This window comes from Cobetia sp. 5-25-4-2 (assembly GCF_013374075.1).
In the GTDB taxonomy this organism is placed as follows: domain Bacteria; phylum Pseudomonadota; class Gammaproteobacteria; order Pseudomonadales; family Halomonadaceae; genus Cobetia; species Cobetia marina.
This window is the reverse complement of the sequence record NZ_BLWK01000001.1, coordinates 1,049,726-1,066,205: the sequence shown is the minus strand read 5'-3', so window position 1 is coordinate 1,066,205 and position 16,480 is coordinate 1,049,726. Positions and strand designations below refer to the sequence as shown.

At 60.4% G+C, this 16,480-nt stretch carries 17 protein-coding genes; 10 read left to right on the top strand and 7 right to left on the bottom strand.

Going from position 1 to position 16,480, the window contains the following annotated elements; translation table 11 throughout:
* Positions 1-15: 15 nt before the first annotated feature.
* A complete protein-coding gene (locus HXS65_RS04605; RefSeq protein WP_218015042.1) occupies positions 16-1,074 on the top strand; it encodes a type II asparaginase in 1,059 nt (352 codons plus the stop codon).
* Positions 1,075-1,171: 97 nt separating this feature from the next.
* Here HXS65_RS04605 and HXS65_RS04600 read toward each other — a convergent pair whose 3' ends face one another.
* Complete coding sequence (locus tag HXS65_RS04600) at positions 1,172-1,834, bottom strand: NADPH-dependent FMN reductase (RefSeq protein ID WP_176493249.1); 663 nt, start codon at positions 1,832-1,834, stop codon at positions 1,172-1,174.
* A 676-nt stretch (positions 1,835-2,510) separates the two neighbouring features.
* Between HXS65_RS04600 and HXS65_RS04595 the strand changes: the two genes are divergently transcribed.
* From HXS65_RS04595 to HXS65_RS04575, 5 genes are all read left to right on the top strand, one after another.
* Positions 2,511-3,230 carry a hypothetical protein gene (locus HXS65_RS04595; protein WP_141392070.1) on the top strand — a complete coding sequence of 240 codons (720 nt, stop codon included), beginning with the start codon at positions 2,511-2,513 and terminating at the stop codon, positions 3,228-3,230.
* 197 nt (positions 3,231-3,427) lie between these two features.
* The gene (locus tag HXS65_RS04590; protein WP_077376712.1) at positions 3,428-3,847 is read left to right on the top strand and encodes a hypothetical protein; all 420 of its coding nucleotides are present in this window, start codon (positions 3,428-3,430) and stop codon (positions 3,845-3,847) included.
* A gap of 25 nt (positions 3,848-3,872) precedes the next feature.
* Positions 3,873-4,082 (top strand): hypothetical protein, encoded by a 210-nt coding sequence (locus HXS65_RS04585; RefSeq protein WP_176493248.1) that lies wholly within the window; start codon positions 3,873-3,875, stop codon positions 4,080-4,082.
* A 2-nt stretch (positions 4,083-4,084) separates the two neighbouring features.
* The gene (sodN, locus tag HXS65_RS04580; protein WP_176493247.1) at positions 4,085-4,585 is read left to right on the top strand and encodes a superoxide dismutase, Ni; all 501 of its coding nucleotides are present in this window, start codon (positions 4,085-4,087) and stop codon (positions 4,583-4,585) included.
* A 28-nt stretch (positions 4,586-4,613) separates the two neighbouring features.
* A complete protein-coding gene (locus HXS65_RS04575; protein ID WP_176493246.1) occupies positions 4,614-4,955 on the top strand; it encodes a S26 family signal peptidase in 342 nt (113 codons plus the stop codon).
* Between the two features lie 24 nt (positions 4,956-4,979).
* On the opposite strand, the gene HXS65_RS04570 is transcribed toward HXS65_RS04575, so the two are convergent.
* On the bottom strand, positions 4,980-6,179 hold the full coding sequence (locus HXS65_RS04570) for a hypothetical protein (RefSeq protein WP_176493245.1): 1,200 nt from the start codon (positions 6,177-6,179) through the stop codon (positions 4,980-4,982).
* A gap of 460 nt (positions 6,180-6,639) precedes the next feature.
* Here HXS65_RS04570 and HXS65_RS04565 point away from each other — a divergent pair, with 460 nt between their 5' ends.
* Entirely contained in the window at positions 6,640-6,867 is a 228-nt protein-coding gene (locus HXS65_RS04565; RefSeq protein WP_176493244.1) for a S24/S26 family peptidase, read from the top strand.
* Between the two features lie 57 nt (positions 6,868-6,924).
* Here the strand turns inward: HXS65_RS04565 and HXS65_RS04560 are convergent, their stop codons facing one another.
* Positions 6,925-9,021 carry an NADH:flavin oxidoreductase gene (locus HXS65_RS04560; RefSeq protein WP_176493243.1) on the bottom strand — a complete coding sequence of 699 codons (2,097 nt, stop codon included), beginning with the start codon at positions 9,019-9,021 and terminating at the stop codon, positions 6,925-6,927.
* A gap of 265 nt (positions 9,022-9,286) precedes the next feature.
* Here HXS65_RS04560 and HXS65_RS04555 point away from each other — a divergent pair, with 265 nt between their 5' ends.
* On the top strand, positions 9,287-9,931 hold the full coding sequence (locus tag HXS65_RS04555; protein WP_176493242.1) for a TetR/AcrR family transcriptional regulator: 645 nt from the start codon (positions 9,287-9,289) through the stop codon (positions 9,929-9,931).
* An 83-nt stretch (positions 9,932-10,014) separates the two neighbouring features.
* Here HXS65_RS04555 and HXS65_RS04550 read toward each other — a convergent pair whose 3' ends face one another.
* Together HXS65_RS04550 and uraH are read right to left on the bottom strand one after the other, a co-directional pair.
* Positions 10,015-11,262 carry a urate hydroxylase PuuD gene (locus HXS65_RS04550; RefSeq protein ID WP_176493241.1) on the bottom strand — a complete coding sequence of 416 codons (1,248 nt, stop codon included), beginning with the start codon at positions 11,260-11,262 and terminating at the stop codon, positions 10,015-10,017.
* Positions 11,263-11,271: 9 nt separating this feature from the next.
* Positions 11,272-11,628 (bottom strand): hydroxyisourate hydrolase, encoded by a 357-nt coding sequence (gene uraH / locus HXS65_RS04545; RefSeq protein WP_077377409.1) that lies wholly within the window; start codon positions 11,626-11,628, stop codon positions 11,272-11,274.
* Positions 11,629-11,921: 293 nt separating this feature from the next.
* On the opposite strand from uraH, the gene uraD reads away from it, so the two are divergent.
* Entirely contained in the window at positions 11,922-12,455 is a 534-nt protein-coding gene (gene uraD / locus HXS65_RS04540; protein ID WP_170877430.1) for a 2-oxo-4-hydroxy-4-carboxy-5-ureidoimidazoline decarboxylase, read from the top strand.
* A 25-nt stretch (positions 12,456-12,480) separates the two neighbouring features.
* On the opposite strand, the gene HXS65_RS04535 is transcribed toward uraD, so the two are convergent.
* A complete protein-coding gene (locus HXS65_RS04535; RefSeq protein ID WP_084208766.1) occupies positions 12,481-13,815 on the bottom strand; it encodes an allantoate amidohydrolase in 1,335 nt (444 codons plus the stop codon).
* Positions 13,812-15,071: an alanine--glyoxylate aminotransferase family protein gene (locus HXS65_RS04530; RefSeq protein WP_255304417.1), complete on the bottom strand. Its 1,260-nt coding sequence runs from the start codon at positions 15,069-15,071 to the stop codon at positions 13,812-13,814. Before HXS65_RS04530 ends, HXS65_RS04535 begins: the two co-directional genes overlap by 4 nt.
* Positions 15,072-15,579: 508 nt before the next feature.
* On the opposite strand from HXS65_RS04530, the gene HXS65_RS04525 reads away from it, so the two are divergent.
* A complete protein-coding gene (locus HXS65_RS04525; protein ID WP_176493240.1) occupies positions 15,580-16,404 on the top strand; it encodes an inositol monophosphatase family protein in 825 nt (274 codons plus the stop codon).
* Positions 16,405-16,480 lie beyond the last annotated feature (76 nt).

Sequence of the window (16,480 nt, the reverse complement as noted above, 5' to 3'; positions counted from 1 at the left end):
GAGCGACTCACCACAATGACCACAGCTTCCTTCATGACTCCTCGCCGCCTTGTAGCTGCCATCTCGATCGCCGCCTGTTCACTGGCCTATGGCATTCAGGCCAATGCGGCGGATCACCCGGGCGTCAAGATCTACGCGACCGGCGGCACGATAGCGGGCAGTTCAGCCTCCTCCACGGACACCACCAACTACAAATCCGGCAGCATCGGCGTGCAGGCACTGCTGGATGCCGTACCGGAACTGGCAGACGTGGCAGAGGTGACGGGCGAGCAGATCGCCAATACCGGCAGCAGCAACATCGATCAGGAAATCCTGCTAAAGCTGTCGAAATCGATCAATGAGGCGCTGGCCACCGATGCCACACATGGCGTGGTGATCACGCATGGGACCGATACGCTGGAGGAGACCGGCTTCTTCCTGGATCTCACGGTCGAAAGCGACAAACCGGTGGTGATGGTGGGTGCCATGCGTCCGGCGACCGCCATCAGTGCCGATGGCCCCTTCAATCTGCTGGAGGCGGTCACGCTGGCCGCCGATGAAGGCGCGGAGGGTCGTGGGGCGATGATCGTGCTCAACGACCGCATCGGTTCGGCGTATTACACCACCAAGACCAATGCCATCATGATGGACACCTTCAAGGCGACCGAGCAGGGCTATCTGGGTGCCTTCATCAGCGGCAAGCCGCACTTCTACTACACACCGGCAACCCCGACCGACAAGCCACATTTTGACGTGACGTCCCTCGATGGCCTGCCCAAGGTCGATATCATCTACGCCCATCAGGACATGGACCCGGCGCTGTTCACCGCTGCACTCGACAATGGCGCCAAGGGTATCGTGATAGCCGGCAGCGGCAATGGCTCCATTCCGGACACTCTGAAGCCATTGGTGAAGCAGGCGACGGAGGATGGCCTGCCTGTCGTTCGCAGCACGCGTACCGGCAACGGCATCGTGACGGCCAAGGAAGAAGGTATCGGCAGCGGCGCACTCAACCCTCAGAAAGCGCGCATTCTGCTCTCGTTGGCGCTGACCGAAACCGATGACATGGACACCTTGCGCGCCTACTTCGAGTAAGCCATCCACCAGATGGCATGACGCGGCGTGAGAGTGACCCGCAAAGCAACAAGGGACTGCCACGGCAGTCCCTTGTTGCTTTTCCACACTCAGTGATTCATTCAGGCGCGTTGCGCTGCGAGGGGCTGCGCGTGAAGGCGCCGGGGCGTTTTTCACCCTCTTCACTCTCGTGATGACGCTTGGCCGCATTCGCCCACCAGGCAAGTTGTTCGAAGGCCCGCTCGAGATAGCCGCTCCATTTCTGGGCATCTTGAGTCTCGGTGTAGCTGCCATCCTCATCGAGCACGTCCTGGGCCCGGGGCACGTGGATCATCGCCGAGACCGGGAGGCAGCCCAGCTCCGAGAGGAAGGTGCGCATGTTGACCGCCGCCCGCACGCCGCCCCATTGGCCTGCAGAATAGGTCGCGATCACCGACGGCTTGTAGGAGTAGAGCGAGCTGCCGAAGTGATTCAGGAGATTCGCCAGTGCCGGACTCATGGAATGGTTGTACTCGGGGCTGACCATCACATAGCCATCCGCCGCTTCAATTTCCTGGGCGAGATTGAGCAAGTCCTGCGGGGCATTGCGTTGTGCATAGGAAAACAGCGGCTTGAAGGGGTCCGAGAGATCGTAATCCAGAGGGTCGATCAACACCGCTTCATGACCACTTTCCTCAAGCTTGGCCATGCAACATCTGGCGACCCGCTCTCCCAGACGTGCGGGGGATGGGGGGGAACTTGTCCGTACCGACCCCAGAAAGACCAGAATCTTGAGCGCCATTGTCAACTCCTTCAAGTGTGTCATGTAAGGTGATTCTGGCAGCGCATCACCCCTGAATCACGCATTCCCACCATGCTCCATTGCCATCTCGGCCGATTGGCAGATTGACCACAACCCCCTTCGTGGCATCTCGTGATCGGAAGCGACACATCAGACTCGATGTCTTCGCCATTTTGGCCCGTCACCCAAGGCTAACCTCGCGAACTCGTGATCCCTCTCGACGAATTCCTCAATAAGAAACGATACGCCACATCACCGTTTCCTCAGCACATCTCCGCCAGCAATGAGCCTTGGGTAGCGTTATGGCATATTCGAGGTTGCGCCATTTCCTTGCTGACGATGGACGACGATCCCCCCCGCCACTGGCAAGGCGGAAAGATGGCTCACGATGGATGACCGCGTCCGCCGAACCACCCAGAATCATGCCATCAACCCAATTTTCGCGACATTTTTGCCAATGATATCGCCAAATATCCGACCATGCCCTCTTCGCGCTTCAGTCCTGGCGTGATCCCGCAGGGCAAAGTCTCGCACAGACCGACATCCGGCTTCCCCCATCCTGAACCTGTCATGGCGACGCAACAAACATGCACTAAAACTAATAAAGTGCTAGCTTTACCATCCCACAAGCATGAGATATCTCATCCACCTCAGGAAACGAGGAGTCAGCAAGGGAATGAAAGACAGTCACGACGTCGCCGTCATCACGCAGTTCACCTCTTCTTTCACGCATCAGACCCATCGAGAGACGGTGTCATTCTTCGGTCGTCGCCATCCACTCTTCCAGCAGGTCCTCAAGCTGCGTGACCAACACCATGGTGTCGCCAAGGCATATCTCAAGAAGCACACGGACCACGATGACGTGATCGACAGCAACAGTCAGCATATCTGCCTGATGGACACACAGCACGATACCTTGCTGGGCAGCATTCGCATCACACCTGGCGGTCTCGAGTCGCGCACCCTCTTTGACGACAGTGATGTCGTTTCCATCCCAGAAGGTGCCATCTATGAATTCAGCCGTCTGGTGATGGCCCCGGAGGCCAAACGTTTCGCCCATGGCAATCTGTTGATGGCAGCAGCGGCACGCCATGTGAAATCCAGAAATGGTGATGGGATTCTGGCGTTGTGCAAGCGCGCCAACATGAAGATCTTCAAGCGCTTCGGTCTGTTGCCGCTTCACGATGCCACGCTAAGGACAGACAAGCATCTGGGAGAGCTCTACATGGTCTACGCCAGCATGGAGACCATCATGCACACGGCCAGACAGCGCTATGCCTCAGCCCCGACAGCGCCGCTGACACCTGAATGTCCGACACCCTCTGCCTCACCCGGGTCTGATGGCGGCAGCGACCGTCTTCCCCAATCGTCCCCGGCGACTGCCAGTCGTCAATGAGCCCTCCCATTCAAGCTCGGTGCTTCGCTGACATCACCTGCCTGGCCCAGCCAGCCTGAGACGTATCACAGGACGTCCCTGACGGTTTCTCCCTGAGCCCTTGCAGCAGTCGAGGTATTGCACCATCATTGAATGATAATGATTATCATAATCATGAAGATTGGCATGCTGACGACACCTGGTCACAGGAGGGCCTCATGGACCAATGGAAGCGTGAAACCCGCTCAGGCAATGCGTTGTTCGAACAGGGCGACTACGTCATGGCAGAGCAGCACTATCTCAGTGCCTGCCACCTGGCAGACATCTTTCTGATGCCCGGTGCAGACCCGGAAGGCGGCGTCGCGGCGCTGGTGGTGAGCTATCAGAACCTGGCGGAGCTCTATCGCGCCCAAGGGCAGCACCCGCAGGCAATGAGCGCCCTGCAGGCTGCCCATGCCCGCCTCTCCCATGCGCTTTCCGCCCCGGGCCTGTGCCATGCCCACCAGCAAGCCTTGCTGCGCGGCAGTGGCCAGGTGCGAATGGACATCATGAATACCGTGCAATGGCTGGGCGTCTCTCGTCAGCGGACTTATCGGCCAACCCCCGCGCGTCATGCGGCGACGCGGGTCCATCACTGATCCTCACCCCCACAGGAGATATGGCATGAAGAAACCCCTCATCGCGAGTGGACTGCTGTTGTTGACCGCCGCCAATACGGCACTGGCCCACCCGGGACATGACCACAGTGACTGGAGCAGCCCCCTCGTTCACACCCTGTTCTATGGCGCCATCGCAGCCGTCATCGGAACCGCGTTCTTTGTCATTCGTCAGTCGCGTCACAAACGTCAGGCCACTCAGCAAAAGGAGGATTGAACATGCTTCATGCCCTGCTCCGCACCGTTGACCGACTGGTCTCACTCCCTGCGGCCTCCGCGCACTGTGATATTCCCTGCAAGATCTATGACCCGTCCGCTGCGCAGATCGCCGCACTCAGCGTGATCCGCTTCATGGACCTCATCAATGAGCTGGGCCAGAAGGACAGCCTGACGCTGGCAGACCAGGCCTTGCTCGCCCGTCTGGTGGAGCAGAAGGAAAGCCACGCCGAGAAAGCCAAGCATGAGATCCGCATCATCTGGGGCGACTACATCAAGCAGCCGCAGCGTGACGCCTATCCGGACATCGATGCACTGGTCCACAGCATCATGCTGGCCGGCTCTGCCTGCAAACAGGGCATCGAGCGCGACAAGGGCGAGAAACTGCTGACCCTCATCAATGAATTCGCCGCGGCGTTCTGGGATACCAAGGGTCTCACCACCTTTACCGCCACCTGCCCCTATCCGCCGTCTGAAACTGTCGTGTATCCGAAGCTGGACTGATTCAGCGACATGATGCGCCAAAGAACTGATGAAGAGTGAATTGATCAAGAGTGAACGGATGCCCTTCGGACTCTATCGCGTCAATGGACTCAGCATGTCTCCCGGCCTTGCGCCGGGAGATTATGTCGTCACGCTGAAACGCTGGAGATCGCGCTATCGCGTCGGGGATATCGTGGTGGCACGGCACCCCCACTTCGGCCACATCATCAAGCGTATCTGCGAGATACAACCAGACGGCATGCTATGGCTGGAAGGTACCCATCCGGACAGTACCTCGACCGAAAAGATGGGCTTGCTGTCTTGTCGGCTGGTCAAGGGGCGAGTGATCACCAAAGTCAGTGGCCCGAGCAAAGGCACCCTCGCGCGATAGCAATCACTCAAACTACCCGGCGACTCATCTATTGTCGGCAACCTCGGTCCATCCCTCCCCCATGTCACCGGGCGAAAAGCGGCTGATACTCTCGATCCTGGTTGTTGTAATGAAATGAGAAAGCACTGGAGTATCATGATTTACTGCAGATGCTACCCACTTGGGACCAATTGCCGAGACCAACGCCTTATCACATCCTTCGCCTATGGTATCGACGCCAGTCGGCACCAGTGACAAAGATATATAGATAGTCGGTTTGTTACCCTGAAAGTCCTTGATTAACTGTGGTAACGACCTTCTCCTGGCATCGGCATCGACAGCGACAACGGTAAACTCTGTATTTTCGAGTATTGATGAATCACGCACGCGTAATTGACCCACAGCATCCTTTGATTGCGTGGATTTTGCGTAGAGTTTCAATACCTTTTCAGGCTCCAACAGCCCTTTGACCGACAGGAAGCATTGATCACGCTTCCATTGCAAACGTTCATCAGCGATGATTCTGCGCGACAATATCTGGGCAGTGGTCGGGTCCAAGGCAATTTCCATATCATCCAGACCATCAGCTTGCATATCAGACATCAACCTCTCCGGTAACGGATGCTCGCCCATTGCAGCCGCTTCCAGTGTCGCAATCAACATGGAGTTTTCAGACTTGCTGATCGGGCTTCCCGTAATGATTTCGAGACGCGTACCGGTGAAACGATAGCGGCTCGGGATCGTGACTCTCACAGTATGCCCACCCCCCCAATCCCCTCTTCCTCCGCCAACATGATAGTCAAGATTGTTTCGATACTTTTGCATCATTGGCGTCAGTGTGTGTATCAATCTTTTCTTGTCAAGATCCGACTCTGCTGTGGTATCGAATGTCAGGTGAGTCACTGGATAGCCTGTCCAATGTGCCATTTTGGTATTGAACTCCCCCTCATCTGGCAACCAGAATAAACTGACCAATATCAAGACGACAGGAAATACTATCGCCAACACGATCATGGAGGCATCTAAAGCTTCAATTTTCTTATCGACATTCTTCGGATTGAGTGACAAGAGTGCCTTACGAATCATATTCCGCAGAAGAAAGCCAATCAGGAGTATCGCCGCTAGCTCAAAGACTATCGCCAACATTTGCATCAAGAAATACATATAAAACCTTTTATCACATCCATTTGATAAAATATCATCATGATCACTGCTATCATCCAGATAGAATGATAAGACAGTCATCACGATCTACTTTATATACCAATGCCATTTGTCACGTCCAAGACACTACTATCTTTATTGCCATATCATGCTTAAAGCATAACAATGACTCTATCCTGTACACGATAGCCTCTGAAGCCATCCCGTGTATCGTGACTATCAATGCTGACATCGTCACGATACACGGCTTTAATTCAGAAGATAAGCGACCGAATCGCCATATAGTATATTGGTCAACAGTGCCCCATGGCCAGGAATATCAGTATTATCAATATCATATTCCATCTATTACGAGCTCATTCGAGTGTCTTCTCGCACTTATCGAGCGTACTGCCTTCTATCACCTGACTGTCCCAGCTCGTCTTCACCAGGCCATCGAACACGGCTGGATACAAAGCGGCCAAGTTAGGCCACCTCATAGTTAGTCAGGCGTCTATAGAGACTCAGCATCCCTCCAGCCCTTGCGCCGGGAGATTATGTCGTGACGCTGAAACGCTGGAAATCACGCTATCGTATCGGCGATATCGTGGTGGCACGGCACCCCCACTATGGCCGCATCATCAAGCGCATCCGCGCGATACAACCAGACGGCATGCTATGGCTGGAAGGCACCCATCCTGACAGTACCTCGACTGAAAAGATGGGCTTGTTGTCTTGTCACCTGGTCAAGGGGCGGATAATCCACACCTTCTCTCAAGACTCTCCGTGAGCCTTTCTTTGCCACTTGCCATGACTCCCCTGTGATATCCCACCTCTCTGCTCACCCTCACACCACCTTCATCAGCCTCAGCGCGTCATAGATTGCCGCATGGGTATTGCGGGTCGCGACGGCGTCGCCGATGCGGTAGAGCTGGAACTTGCCATCTGCTGTGCGTTGGGTGTGTTCCGGGCTCGGGCCGTCTGCGGGTTGGGCGAGTCCGTCGATCAGGGCGTCGTAGTCCACTGCCCCGCCATTGCGTGAGTGAGGCTTGAGCTCGAAGTAGAGATCTTCCATCGGGCGGGCGCCGTAGTTGACCACTACCTGATCGACGAGGCGCTGATCCGCGTAGGCACCGGTGCCCTTCCCCTGCGCCACGGCGTCATCCAGATAATCACTGCCGATATGGGCGATCAGCTGGCCATCCTCACTGCGCGTGACGCTGCCGAGGCGATAGGTCGGCGTGAAGGTGACGGCGAGACGTTGCAGGCTGCGCATGTAAGGCACCAGGTTCATGGCCATGATTTCCGGCGCGAAGGTGCGGTCTGGCGTCATCATCTCGAGCCTGGCACCGGTGTTGGCGATCATCTCGGCGGCCTGAAGTGCGGCGTGATCTCCCGCGTCATCAAACAGCAGCACGTTGCGGCCAGGCGTGACATGGCCGGAGAGAATGTCCCAGCTGGAGACGACCAGCTCACTGCCAACCTGCGGCATGTCTTCCTCGGGGTAGCCGCCCGTGGCGACGATGACCACATCCGGCTGCTCCGCCAGCACGTCATCGGCCTCGGCGAAGACGTTGTAGCGAATCTCGACGCCCAGCGCCTCGCAGCGACTGATGCGCCAATCGATGATGCCGATCATCTCGCGACGCCGCTCGCTCTGCGCGGTCAGGCGGATCTGGCCACCGGGTTGGTCCGCCGCTTCCAGCACCACCACCTGATGGCCGCGCTCACCGGCGACACGTGCCGCCTCAAGCCCTGCCGGCCCCGCCCCGATGATCACCACCTTCCTGGCGACCTCGGCCGGTGCGATGTCATGGGGTTGCTCCAGCTCACGCCCGGTGGCGGCGTTGTGGATGCAGTAGGCGGAGCCACCCTGATAGATGCGATCGAGACAATAGTTGGCCCCGACACAGGGGCGAATATCCTCTTCCTTGCCGGCCAACAGCTTGCGCACGATATGCGGGTCCGCCATGTGGGCACGCGTCATGCCGACCATGTCGACCTTGCCGGTGGCGATGGCATGGCGCGCGGTGGCGATGTCCTGAATCTTGGCACCATGGAAGGTCGGGAAATCCATCGCCTCACGAATCTGTCCGGCAAAGTCGAGATGCGGCGCACTGGCCATGCCCTGAATCGGGATGACATCGGTGAGGCCTGCATCAGTATCGATATGGCCGCGTACCACATTGAGAAAATCGACCTGTCCGCTATCGCGCAGCAGGCGCGAGACCGCAAGGCCATCACTGGCATCCAGACCGCCACTCAGGCATTCATCCCCGGTGTAGCGCACCCCGACGATGAACTCGTTGCCCACCCGGGCACGAATCGCGCTCAACACTTCCATGGTGAAGCGCAGTCGATTCTCGAGACTGCCGCCGTAGGGCCCCTCCAGGGTGTTGGTTAGTGGTGACCAGAACTGATCCATCAGATGCCCGTAGGCCTGCAGCTCGATACCATCAAGACCCGCCGCTTTCATGCGTTCTGCGGCGTCCGCATAGTCCTGGATCAGGCGCCTGATGTCCCAGTCCTCGACCCGCTTGGGAAAGGCGCGATGAGCCGCCTCGCGACGATGCGACGCCGACACGGCAGGTAGCCAGTCGGCCTTGTCCCAGCGCGTTCGACGCCCCAGGTGGGTGAGCTGGATCATCACTGCGGTGCCGTGCTCATGGCAGGCATCGGTCAGCTCGCTCAGCCAGGGCACCACCTCATCACGCCAGGCGAGAATATTGTTGAATACCGGCGGACTATCCCGGGCGACCGAGGCGGAGCCTGCTGTCATGGTCAAGGCGATACCGGCGCGCGCACGCTCCTCGTGATAGGCGCGATAACGTGCCTTGGGCATGCCATCTTCGGGATAGGCGGGCTCGTGGGAGGTCATCATCAAGCGATTCTTGAGGGTGAGGTGCTTGAGCGTGAACGGTGTGAGCAGCGGATCCTGAGCCATGCGGCCTCCTGAACGTCAGGTCATAAGACATCACAAACAGAGATGCCTTGATCGTGTACACATGTGTACATGAGCTGACTATAGCCCTAGAATCCAGATCGTGCGTCGCTGGAAATGGCATTCTTGTCCCGCTGGCGCAGACAGAATCATCGCTGTCGCAGACAGCATGCTCGAGCCACGCCACTCCCCCCGTGCTGGTGTCACGCTTGGATCTTCGAGCCGACGACTGCATCCCCCGCCTGTCAGCCCCTTCAGGAGCCCGCCCATGTCAGAGACCACCGCCACACGACCCGAGAATGCGAGCGCCAGAACGGAAGGACGTGGCAAGGCCGAGGATTGGCTGGAGGCCGCCTATCAGCAGCTGTTGCTCGGAGGAGTGGACTCGGTACGCGTTCTGACGCTGGCCAAGACATTGGGACTGTCTCGCACCAGTTTCTACTGGAGCTTCAAGGACCGCGATGCCCTGCTCGCCGCCTTGCTCGCCCGTTGGGATGCCCACAATACCGCCAGGCTGATCGGGCGCTGCGAGCAATACGCCGCCACGGTGGTGGAGGCCATGCTCAATGTCTTCGATTGCTGGCTGGATGAGTCACTGTTCGACTCTCGCTTCGAGCTGGCGATCCGCAACTGGGGCTTGCAGAACGAGGACGTTGCCGCCGTCGTCGACCAGGCGGATCAGACACGCATTCAGGCACTGACCGCGATGCTGATGCGTCATGGCCAGTCTGAATCCCAGGCCGATGTCCGAGCGCGCACCATCTACCTGACCCAGATCGGCTACCTTTCGATGCGCACCCGGGAAAGCGTCGCGGAGCGCATCGGGCGCGTCGCTGACTACGTGGAAATCTTCGTGGGTGAACCCTGCCAGCCACATGATCTGGCGCGCTTCGCGGCGCGTCATCCAGGCTGAAACGGCAAAGCCCCCGCCAGTAAGATATCGGCGAGGGCTTATCGAGGGCGACAGCATAGCAATGATGGAAAGGGGATGGTTGACTACTGTGTCGCCTGCCACCAGTCGTCCAGCATCTGACGCTCGGCATCGGTCATCTGGGTCATGTTGGCCAGCGGCATGCTCTTGTCGACCACCGTGCGCTGGTGGATGCGCAGTGCCTGACGCTGGATGTCCTCCCAGCCATTGAAGGCGACCCCTGCGGCCGGCGCGGTAAGCCCGATCAACGTCGGCGAATCACTGTGACAGCCGGCGCAGCGTTGCTCGACGATATGGCGGACCTTCTCGCGCAGAGCCTCATTCTCTCCCATCACCGCATTGTCAGCGGTGTTGCTGGCCGCCACGGACGGTGAAGACGCGGCGCTTCCGGCCATTGCCGGAACGGGCTGAGCGCGTGGTGCACACAGCACGATCACGCCGATCAGCGCCGCTACGGCTCCCACCGGCACCCAACGTCGCTTGACACCCTTGTGGTGATCCACCGTGGCGATGCGAATCAGCCCCCCCGTCACCAGCAGCAGCAGGATGACGCCGAGACGATAGTCATTGGCGTACAGCAGCGGGTAATGGTTGCTGATCATCATCAGGACCGCCGGCAGCGTGATGAAGGTGTTATGCACCGAGCGCTGCTTGGCGCGCTGCCCGTGGATCGGGTCCGGGGTCTCGCCACGCTGCGCGGCGGCAAGCAGCGCCTTCTGACCCGGGATGATCACGTTGAAGACATTGCCCGCCATGATGCTGCCCATCAGCGCGCCCATCAGCAGGAAGGCGGCGCGCCCGGAGAACAGCTCCGTCGCGAACCAGGCCGCCAGCGTCAGCCAGACACCGACCGCGACGAACAGCGCCGCAGCGCTGCGCTTGAGGGGGCTGCGACACAGCGCCTCGTAGCCCAGCCAGCCTGCGAGGAGCAGTCCCAGTGCGCTACCGACGGCCATGCTGCCGCTCATCTCGAACACGCGCGGATCAATCAGATAGGCCTGCGGCTGCAGCAGGTAGATCAGCGTGAACAGCCCCATCCCGGACAGCCAGGTGACGTAGGCCTCCCACTTGAACCAGTGGATCTCGCTGGGCAGCGTCTCACTGACGCCGTCATGGCGAAACAGATGGTAGAGGCCACCGCCGTGCACTGCCCAGAGCTCGCCCCCCGGACGACCATCCAGGGCATGACGGGCAGGCTCGCGGCGATTGTCGAGCCAGATGAAGAAGAACGAGGCGCCAATCCAGGCGATACCCGCCATGACATGCAGCCAACGTGTCAGCAGCATTGCCCAATCGAGGAGATATGCGCTCATGCCGGCTCCTTAGCTGCCGCGGTAGACGCTGTAGGCCCACGGAGTGACCAGCAGCGGAATGTGATAGTGGCCGTTGGCCTCCAGCGTGAACTCGACCGGCACCCGCCCGAGCATGCCCTTGCCCACCGGACGCCCGGCAAAGTAGTCCCCTATCTGGAACGTCAGGCGGTAGACGCCGGAGTGATCGTCGTCACTCGATGGCGCGTTCTCCAGCAATGGCGCCTCGACACGGCCATCCTGATTGGTGATGCTTCGGGCAATCTGCTGGAAGTTGCCCTGCGCATCCTGGCGCTCCAGGAGAATGGTGACGCCACTGGCGGCGATGCCTTCAGCCTGGTTGAGCACATGCGTGGTAAGTCTGGGCACGGTCATTTCCTTGTGATGGGTAGCGTGTGACATTGACGCGTTGTCCGTGATGCAGCCGCTGATCCGATCAATGATGCATGGCGCTCGGCATGTCACGGCTCAGGGCTTTGGTGGCATTGCACCGCAGGAGTGCACTCGCCTAATCTGACCTGACGGTCAAGGTGCAGGGGACACGTCTCCCCGGCAGGCGCACTGCCTCGAGGGCGAGTCCCGGCTTGTCTGGCGGCGGCATGTGCCTTGCAAGCAATGGATTCTTCACGTCTTTTTCTCTTTTCTTCTCTGGAGCAAGGCACATGCCAATCGAAACCCCGATGGAATATCTGGCAATGCTGGACACCCTCAACGCCCTGCCACCAGAAGCGCTTGCTCGTCGCTTGAGCGGCCTCTATGAGCACTCCGACTGGGTAGTGGAACGCGCCGCTGCAGAGCGCCCCTTTGCCAGTACCGAAGCCCTGCTGAGCGCCTGTGCCGAGGCGGTACGCCGAGCAAGCGAGACCGAGCGCCGCCAGTTGATCGACGCCCACCCGGAATTGGCGGCCGGCAAGCTTGAGAGTCTGACGCCCGCCTCTCAAGGCGAACAGCGTGGCGCGGGGCTGGACCAGCTCGATGACGCCACCCGCGAACGCTTCCTCAAGGCCAACGCCGACTATCAGGCCCGTCACGGAATCCCCTTCATCATCTGCGTGAAGGGCCATAGCGCCTCAAGCATCCTCGCCGAACTGGAACGACGCCTTCCGCAATCCACCGAGACGGAATTTCAGGAAGCCCTGAATCAGATCGATGCCATTGCCGCAGTGCGACTGCCGGGCCTGCTGGACGCGAGCTAGGCAGCCGCCTTCTGGCCGCCGATGATCAACACGAATATCTGGCGGCCACTGCCTCGATGCTGGCAATCAAGGCCGCCAGTGCTCTGGCGACATCCGCCTCCGTCACCGCCTCCGCAGGGTGGTGACTGATCCCCCGCTCACAGCGCAGGAACAGCATGCCCACCGGGCACAGGTGACTCACCGCCATGGCGTCATGGCCGGCACCGCTGGGCAGCCGGAAAGGCGCCTGTCCGGTAGCGGCGATACCGAGATCCACTGCCTGCATCAACCCTTCATCACAGGCGACGGCATTCGCGGCGTGGGTCTGCTCGCAACGGAAGGTGACGCCGCGACGCTCGGCGATCTGATGGGCCTGTTGCAGCAGCTCCTCCAGCGCCCGGTCACGTTGTGCATCGTCCAGGGCACGGATATCCAGACTCAACGCCGCGGCGCCGGGAATGACATTCACCGCACCGGGACGCAACTCGCAACAGCCCACGGTGGCCACCAGTGAGTGATCCGGCATGTCAGCGCGCTTGCCTGTCTGGACCTCTCGCGCCAGAGTCTCGACGGCCAGTGTCCACTCTGCCGCGGCACATAGCGCATCCTGACGCAGTGCCATCGGTGTGGTGCCGGCATGGCCGGCCTGACCGGCGAAGTTGACGGCAAAACGACGCGCGCCAGCGATACCCGTCACGGTACCCAGTGCCAGATTCTCGGCTTCCAGCACCGGCCCCTGCTCGATGTGCACTTCCAGATAGCCCAGCGGCGGAGTCGCTTGCAGGCTGGCACTGGCCGCCGATTGCCCCGAGAGCCCGAAGGCGGTCAGCGCCTCCCCCAGGCTGATACCCTCCTCATCTTCCAGAAGCTCCCATCCCGGTTGCCAGCTGCCCGCGATGGCATGGCTGCCGAGCAGGGTCGCGCCGAAGCGCGTGCCTTCCTCATCGCCAAAGCCGACCACCTCGAGCGCAAACGGCAAGCCGGCACCCTCCCGTTCAGCACGCTGCTGGAAGTGGGTCAGCGCCGCGACGCCCAGAAGCACGCCCAGAATCCCGTCATAACGACCGGCGTCCGGTACGCTGTCCAGATGGGAGCCGATCACCAGCCGCGGCGCCTCGCTCTCGCTGGAGAGCGTTTTCGGGCACCATCGCCCCCACTGATTGCCCGCCCCGTCCTGCCAGCTGTGAAGTCCTGCCGCCTTGAGCCAGGCCGCCGTGGTGGCATTGGCCGCCGCATGCTCAGGCGTCAGATAACGGCGATCGATCCCGCTGTCACTGCGTGAAATCGCCGCCAGGGCATCGCAGGCTGCCAGCACGTCCGCCGCGGTTTCCAGCGGGGCGATGCCCGCTGTCGTGCGCGCTCGGGACACATCAATGGTCATGGCCGCTCTCCCGCCGGCTGGTCCTGATGCTCTTGATAAAAGTCCAGCGCCGCGCCGACACCACCGCCGGCGACACACTGGACGCCACCGCGTCGCAGAGTCTGCTCCAGCGCCGCCAGCGTGGTGAGTACCGTGTCGCGACGCGCGTTGTAGCCCATCACGCCGAGGCGCCAGACCTTGCCGTGCAGCGGCCCGAAGCTGGTGCCTATCTCGATGCCGAAATCCTCCAGCATGCTGCGACGCAACCCCTCGCCATCCAGGCCATCCGGAATCCTCACCGCGCTGACGTTGTTCATGCGATGCGCCTGGTCACCGAACAGCGCAAGCCCCAGCCCCTTGAGTCCCTCGACCATCGCCTGACCGTGCAACGCATGTCGCGCGATGGCGTTGTCCATGCCCTCGTTGACCAGCAGTCGCGCACACTCGCGCGCGCCATACAGCATGCTAGTGGCCTCCGTGTGGTGATTGAGGCGCAGCTCTCCCCAGTAATCGAGCACCATGGAAAGATCGAAATAGTTGGAGCGAATACGCGCGCCCGGCTCCGCCAGTCGATCGCCCCCACTGCTGATCCCGGCCTCGACGTGCCGACGTGCATGCACCACCTCCACCGCACGCGGCGACAGCGTCAGCGGCGAACTGCCAGACGGACCGGCGAGACATTTCTGCAGGCCTGCGGTGACGGCATCCAGTCCCCACTCGTCCGTCTTGAGCGGATTGCCCGCCAGCGAGGCCGTGGCATCGCTGTAGAACAGCACGCCTTCGCGGCGACAGATGGCACCGATCTCCTCGAGCGGTTGGCACATGGTGGTCGAGGTATCGCCCTGTACCAGCGCGAGAAGCGTTGGCTGCACCTCGCGAATGGCGGCTTCGATCTGCTCGGGACGAAAGACCTCGCCCCACTCACATTCCAGCGTGTGCACCTGGGCACCGCAGCGCTCGGCAATCTCGCGCAGCAGATGACCGAAACGGCCGAAGATCGGCACCAGTACACGCTCCCCCGGCTGGATCAACGAGACCAGCACCGCCTCGATCCCGGCCCGTGATGTGCCATCGATCAACAGGGTCGCCGCGTTCCGGGTCTCGAAGACGCCGCGATAGAGCTGCATCGTCTCGTTCATGTAATGCGTCATCGCGGGGTCGTACTGGCCGATCAATGGCGCTGACAGCGCACGCAACACACGTGGGTCCGCGTTGATCGGGCCCGGGCCCATCAGGAGGCGCTGCGGGGGATGAATCTGGTCAGGGATCGGTGTCACGTTCGCTCCTTGTGCTTCAGGGCATTGAATGCGGGAAGGTTCGGCGGCTTGCCGAACGCCATGACCAGACTACTGCAACAAGTGCGCCAGAAATCAAAAAATGAAACGGATGTTGAATCCCCAGATCCCACCGGCCTGTCCTGACGAAGCCCCGGTCAGACACGTCATGCCGGCCAGGGGACAGGCTCTCCGCTACTGGCCGGGGCTGGCCGGGTCTTCGTCAGGGCCTCAAGCGGGATGCCTCAGGAAGCGTGACGAGAAAACGTCCCATCAAGATAACGGGATAACCGTTGAAGCGATCCTCGCCACCTCCCGCTGGCAGTGCACGCCTTGCAGGGAAAGCACCATGAAGGGGCATGCAACGCCTGAATCGGATGCTTGAGCACACCTTTCGTGCGCCCGCTCCCTCCCTCGAGGCTGAACTCACCACATGAGTCTGTTATACAGGAGGTCACCGGAGGGATGAGCGTCAACTCATCTGACCTGATCATCGCTGCTGGAGAGCCACATGACGCTGGAACAACGCCTGGAACGTGCAACGCAATTGGCCAGAGACGCGGGAGAACGCATGGTGCAAGCGCGCGAGGAGCAAGGGTTCGCGCACCACTACAAGAAAGGCGATGAGCTGGTCACGGACATCGATGTGGCGATCGACACCTTCCTTGCCGAGGCGCTCGAGGACGAATTCCCTGAAGATGCACGCCTGACCGAGGAACTATCGCCTGAGCGCGACGTCATCGGCACCAAGGGAGGCCTGTGGGTGATCGACCCCATCGACGGCACCGTCAACTTTGCTCACGGGCTGCGCCATGTGGCCGTCTCCATCGCCTGGTGCGAGCGTGGCAAGATCCAGATGGGAGTGGTTCACGCGCCCTTCCTCGGCGAGACCTTCACCGCCATTCGCGGCAAGGGAGCCTGGATGAATGGCGAGAGCATCACGGTCAGCGAGACCGAAGACATGAGCCGCGCACTGGTCGCGACCGGCTTTCCCTATAACCGGGACAGCCGTCCTCCCCTGCTCAAACGTCTCTCCGCCATGTTGCTGGTGTGTCAGGATGTCCGGCGCAACGGCAGTGCCGCGCTGGATCTTTGCGATGTCGCCTGCGGCCGCCTGGATGCCTACTATGAGAGCGTCTCTCCCTGGGACTTTGCGGCGGGCCTGCTGATTGCCCGCGAAGCCGGCGCACGTACCGGTCACCTCTATCGTTGCCCGGACGGCATCCCCGAGGAGCTGTATGGCGAGAATATCGTGGTAGCCTCACCGGCCCTGCATGCACCGCTCAAGCGCCTGCTGGAAGATGCCGATGCCAGTTCCGGCCTGCCCGGGCTTTGAGTCACCCTCCCCCACAATGCAAGAAGCCCCGCCAGTGCGGGGCTTCTTGCATTGTGGGCATCCCTCAGCGAGACGC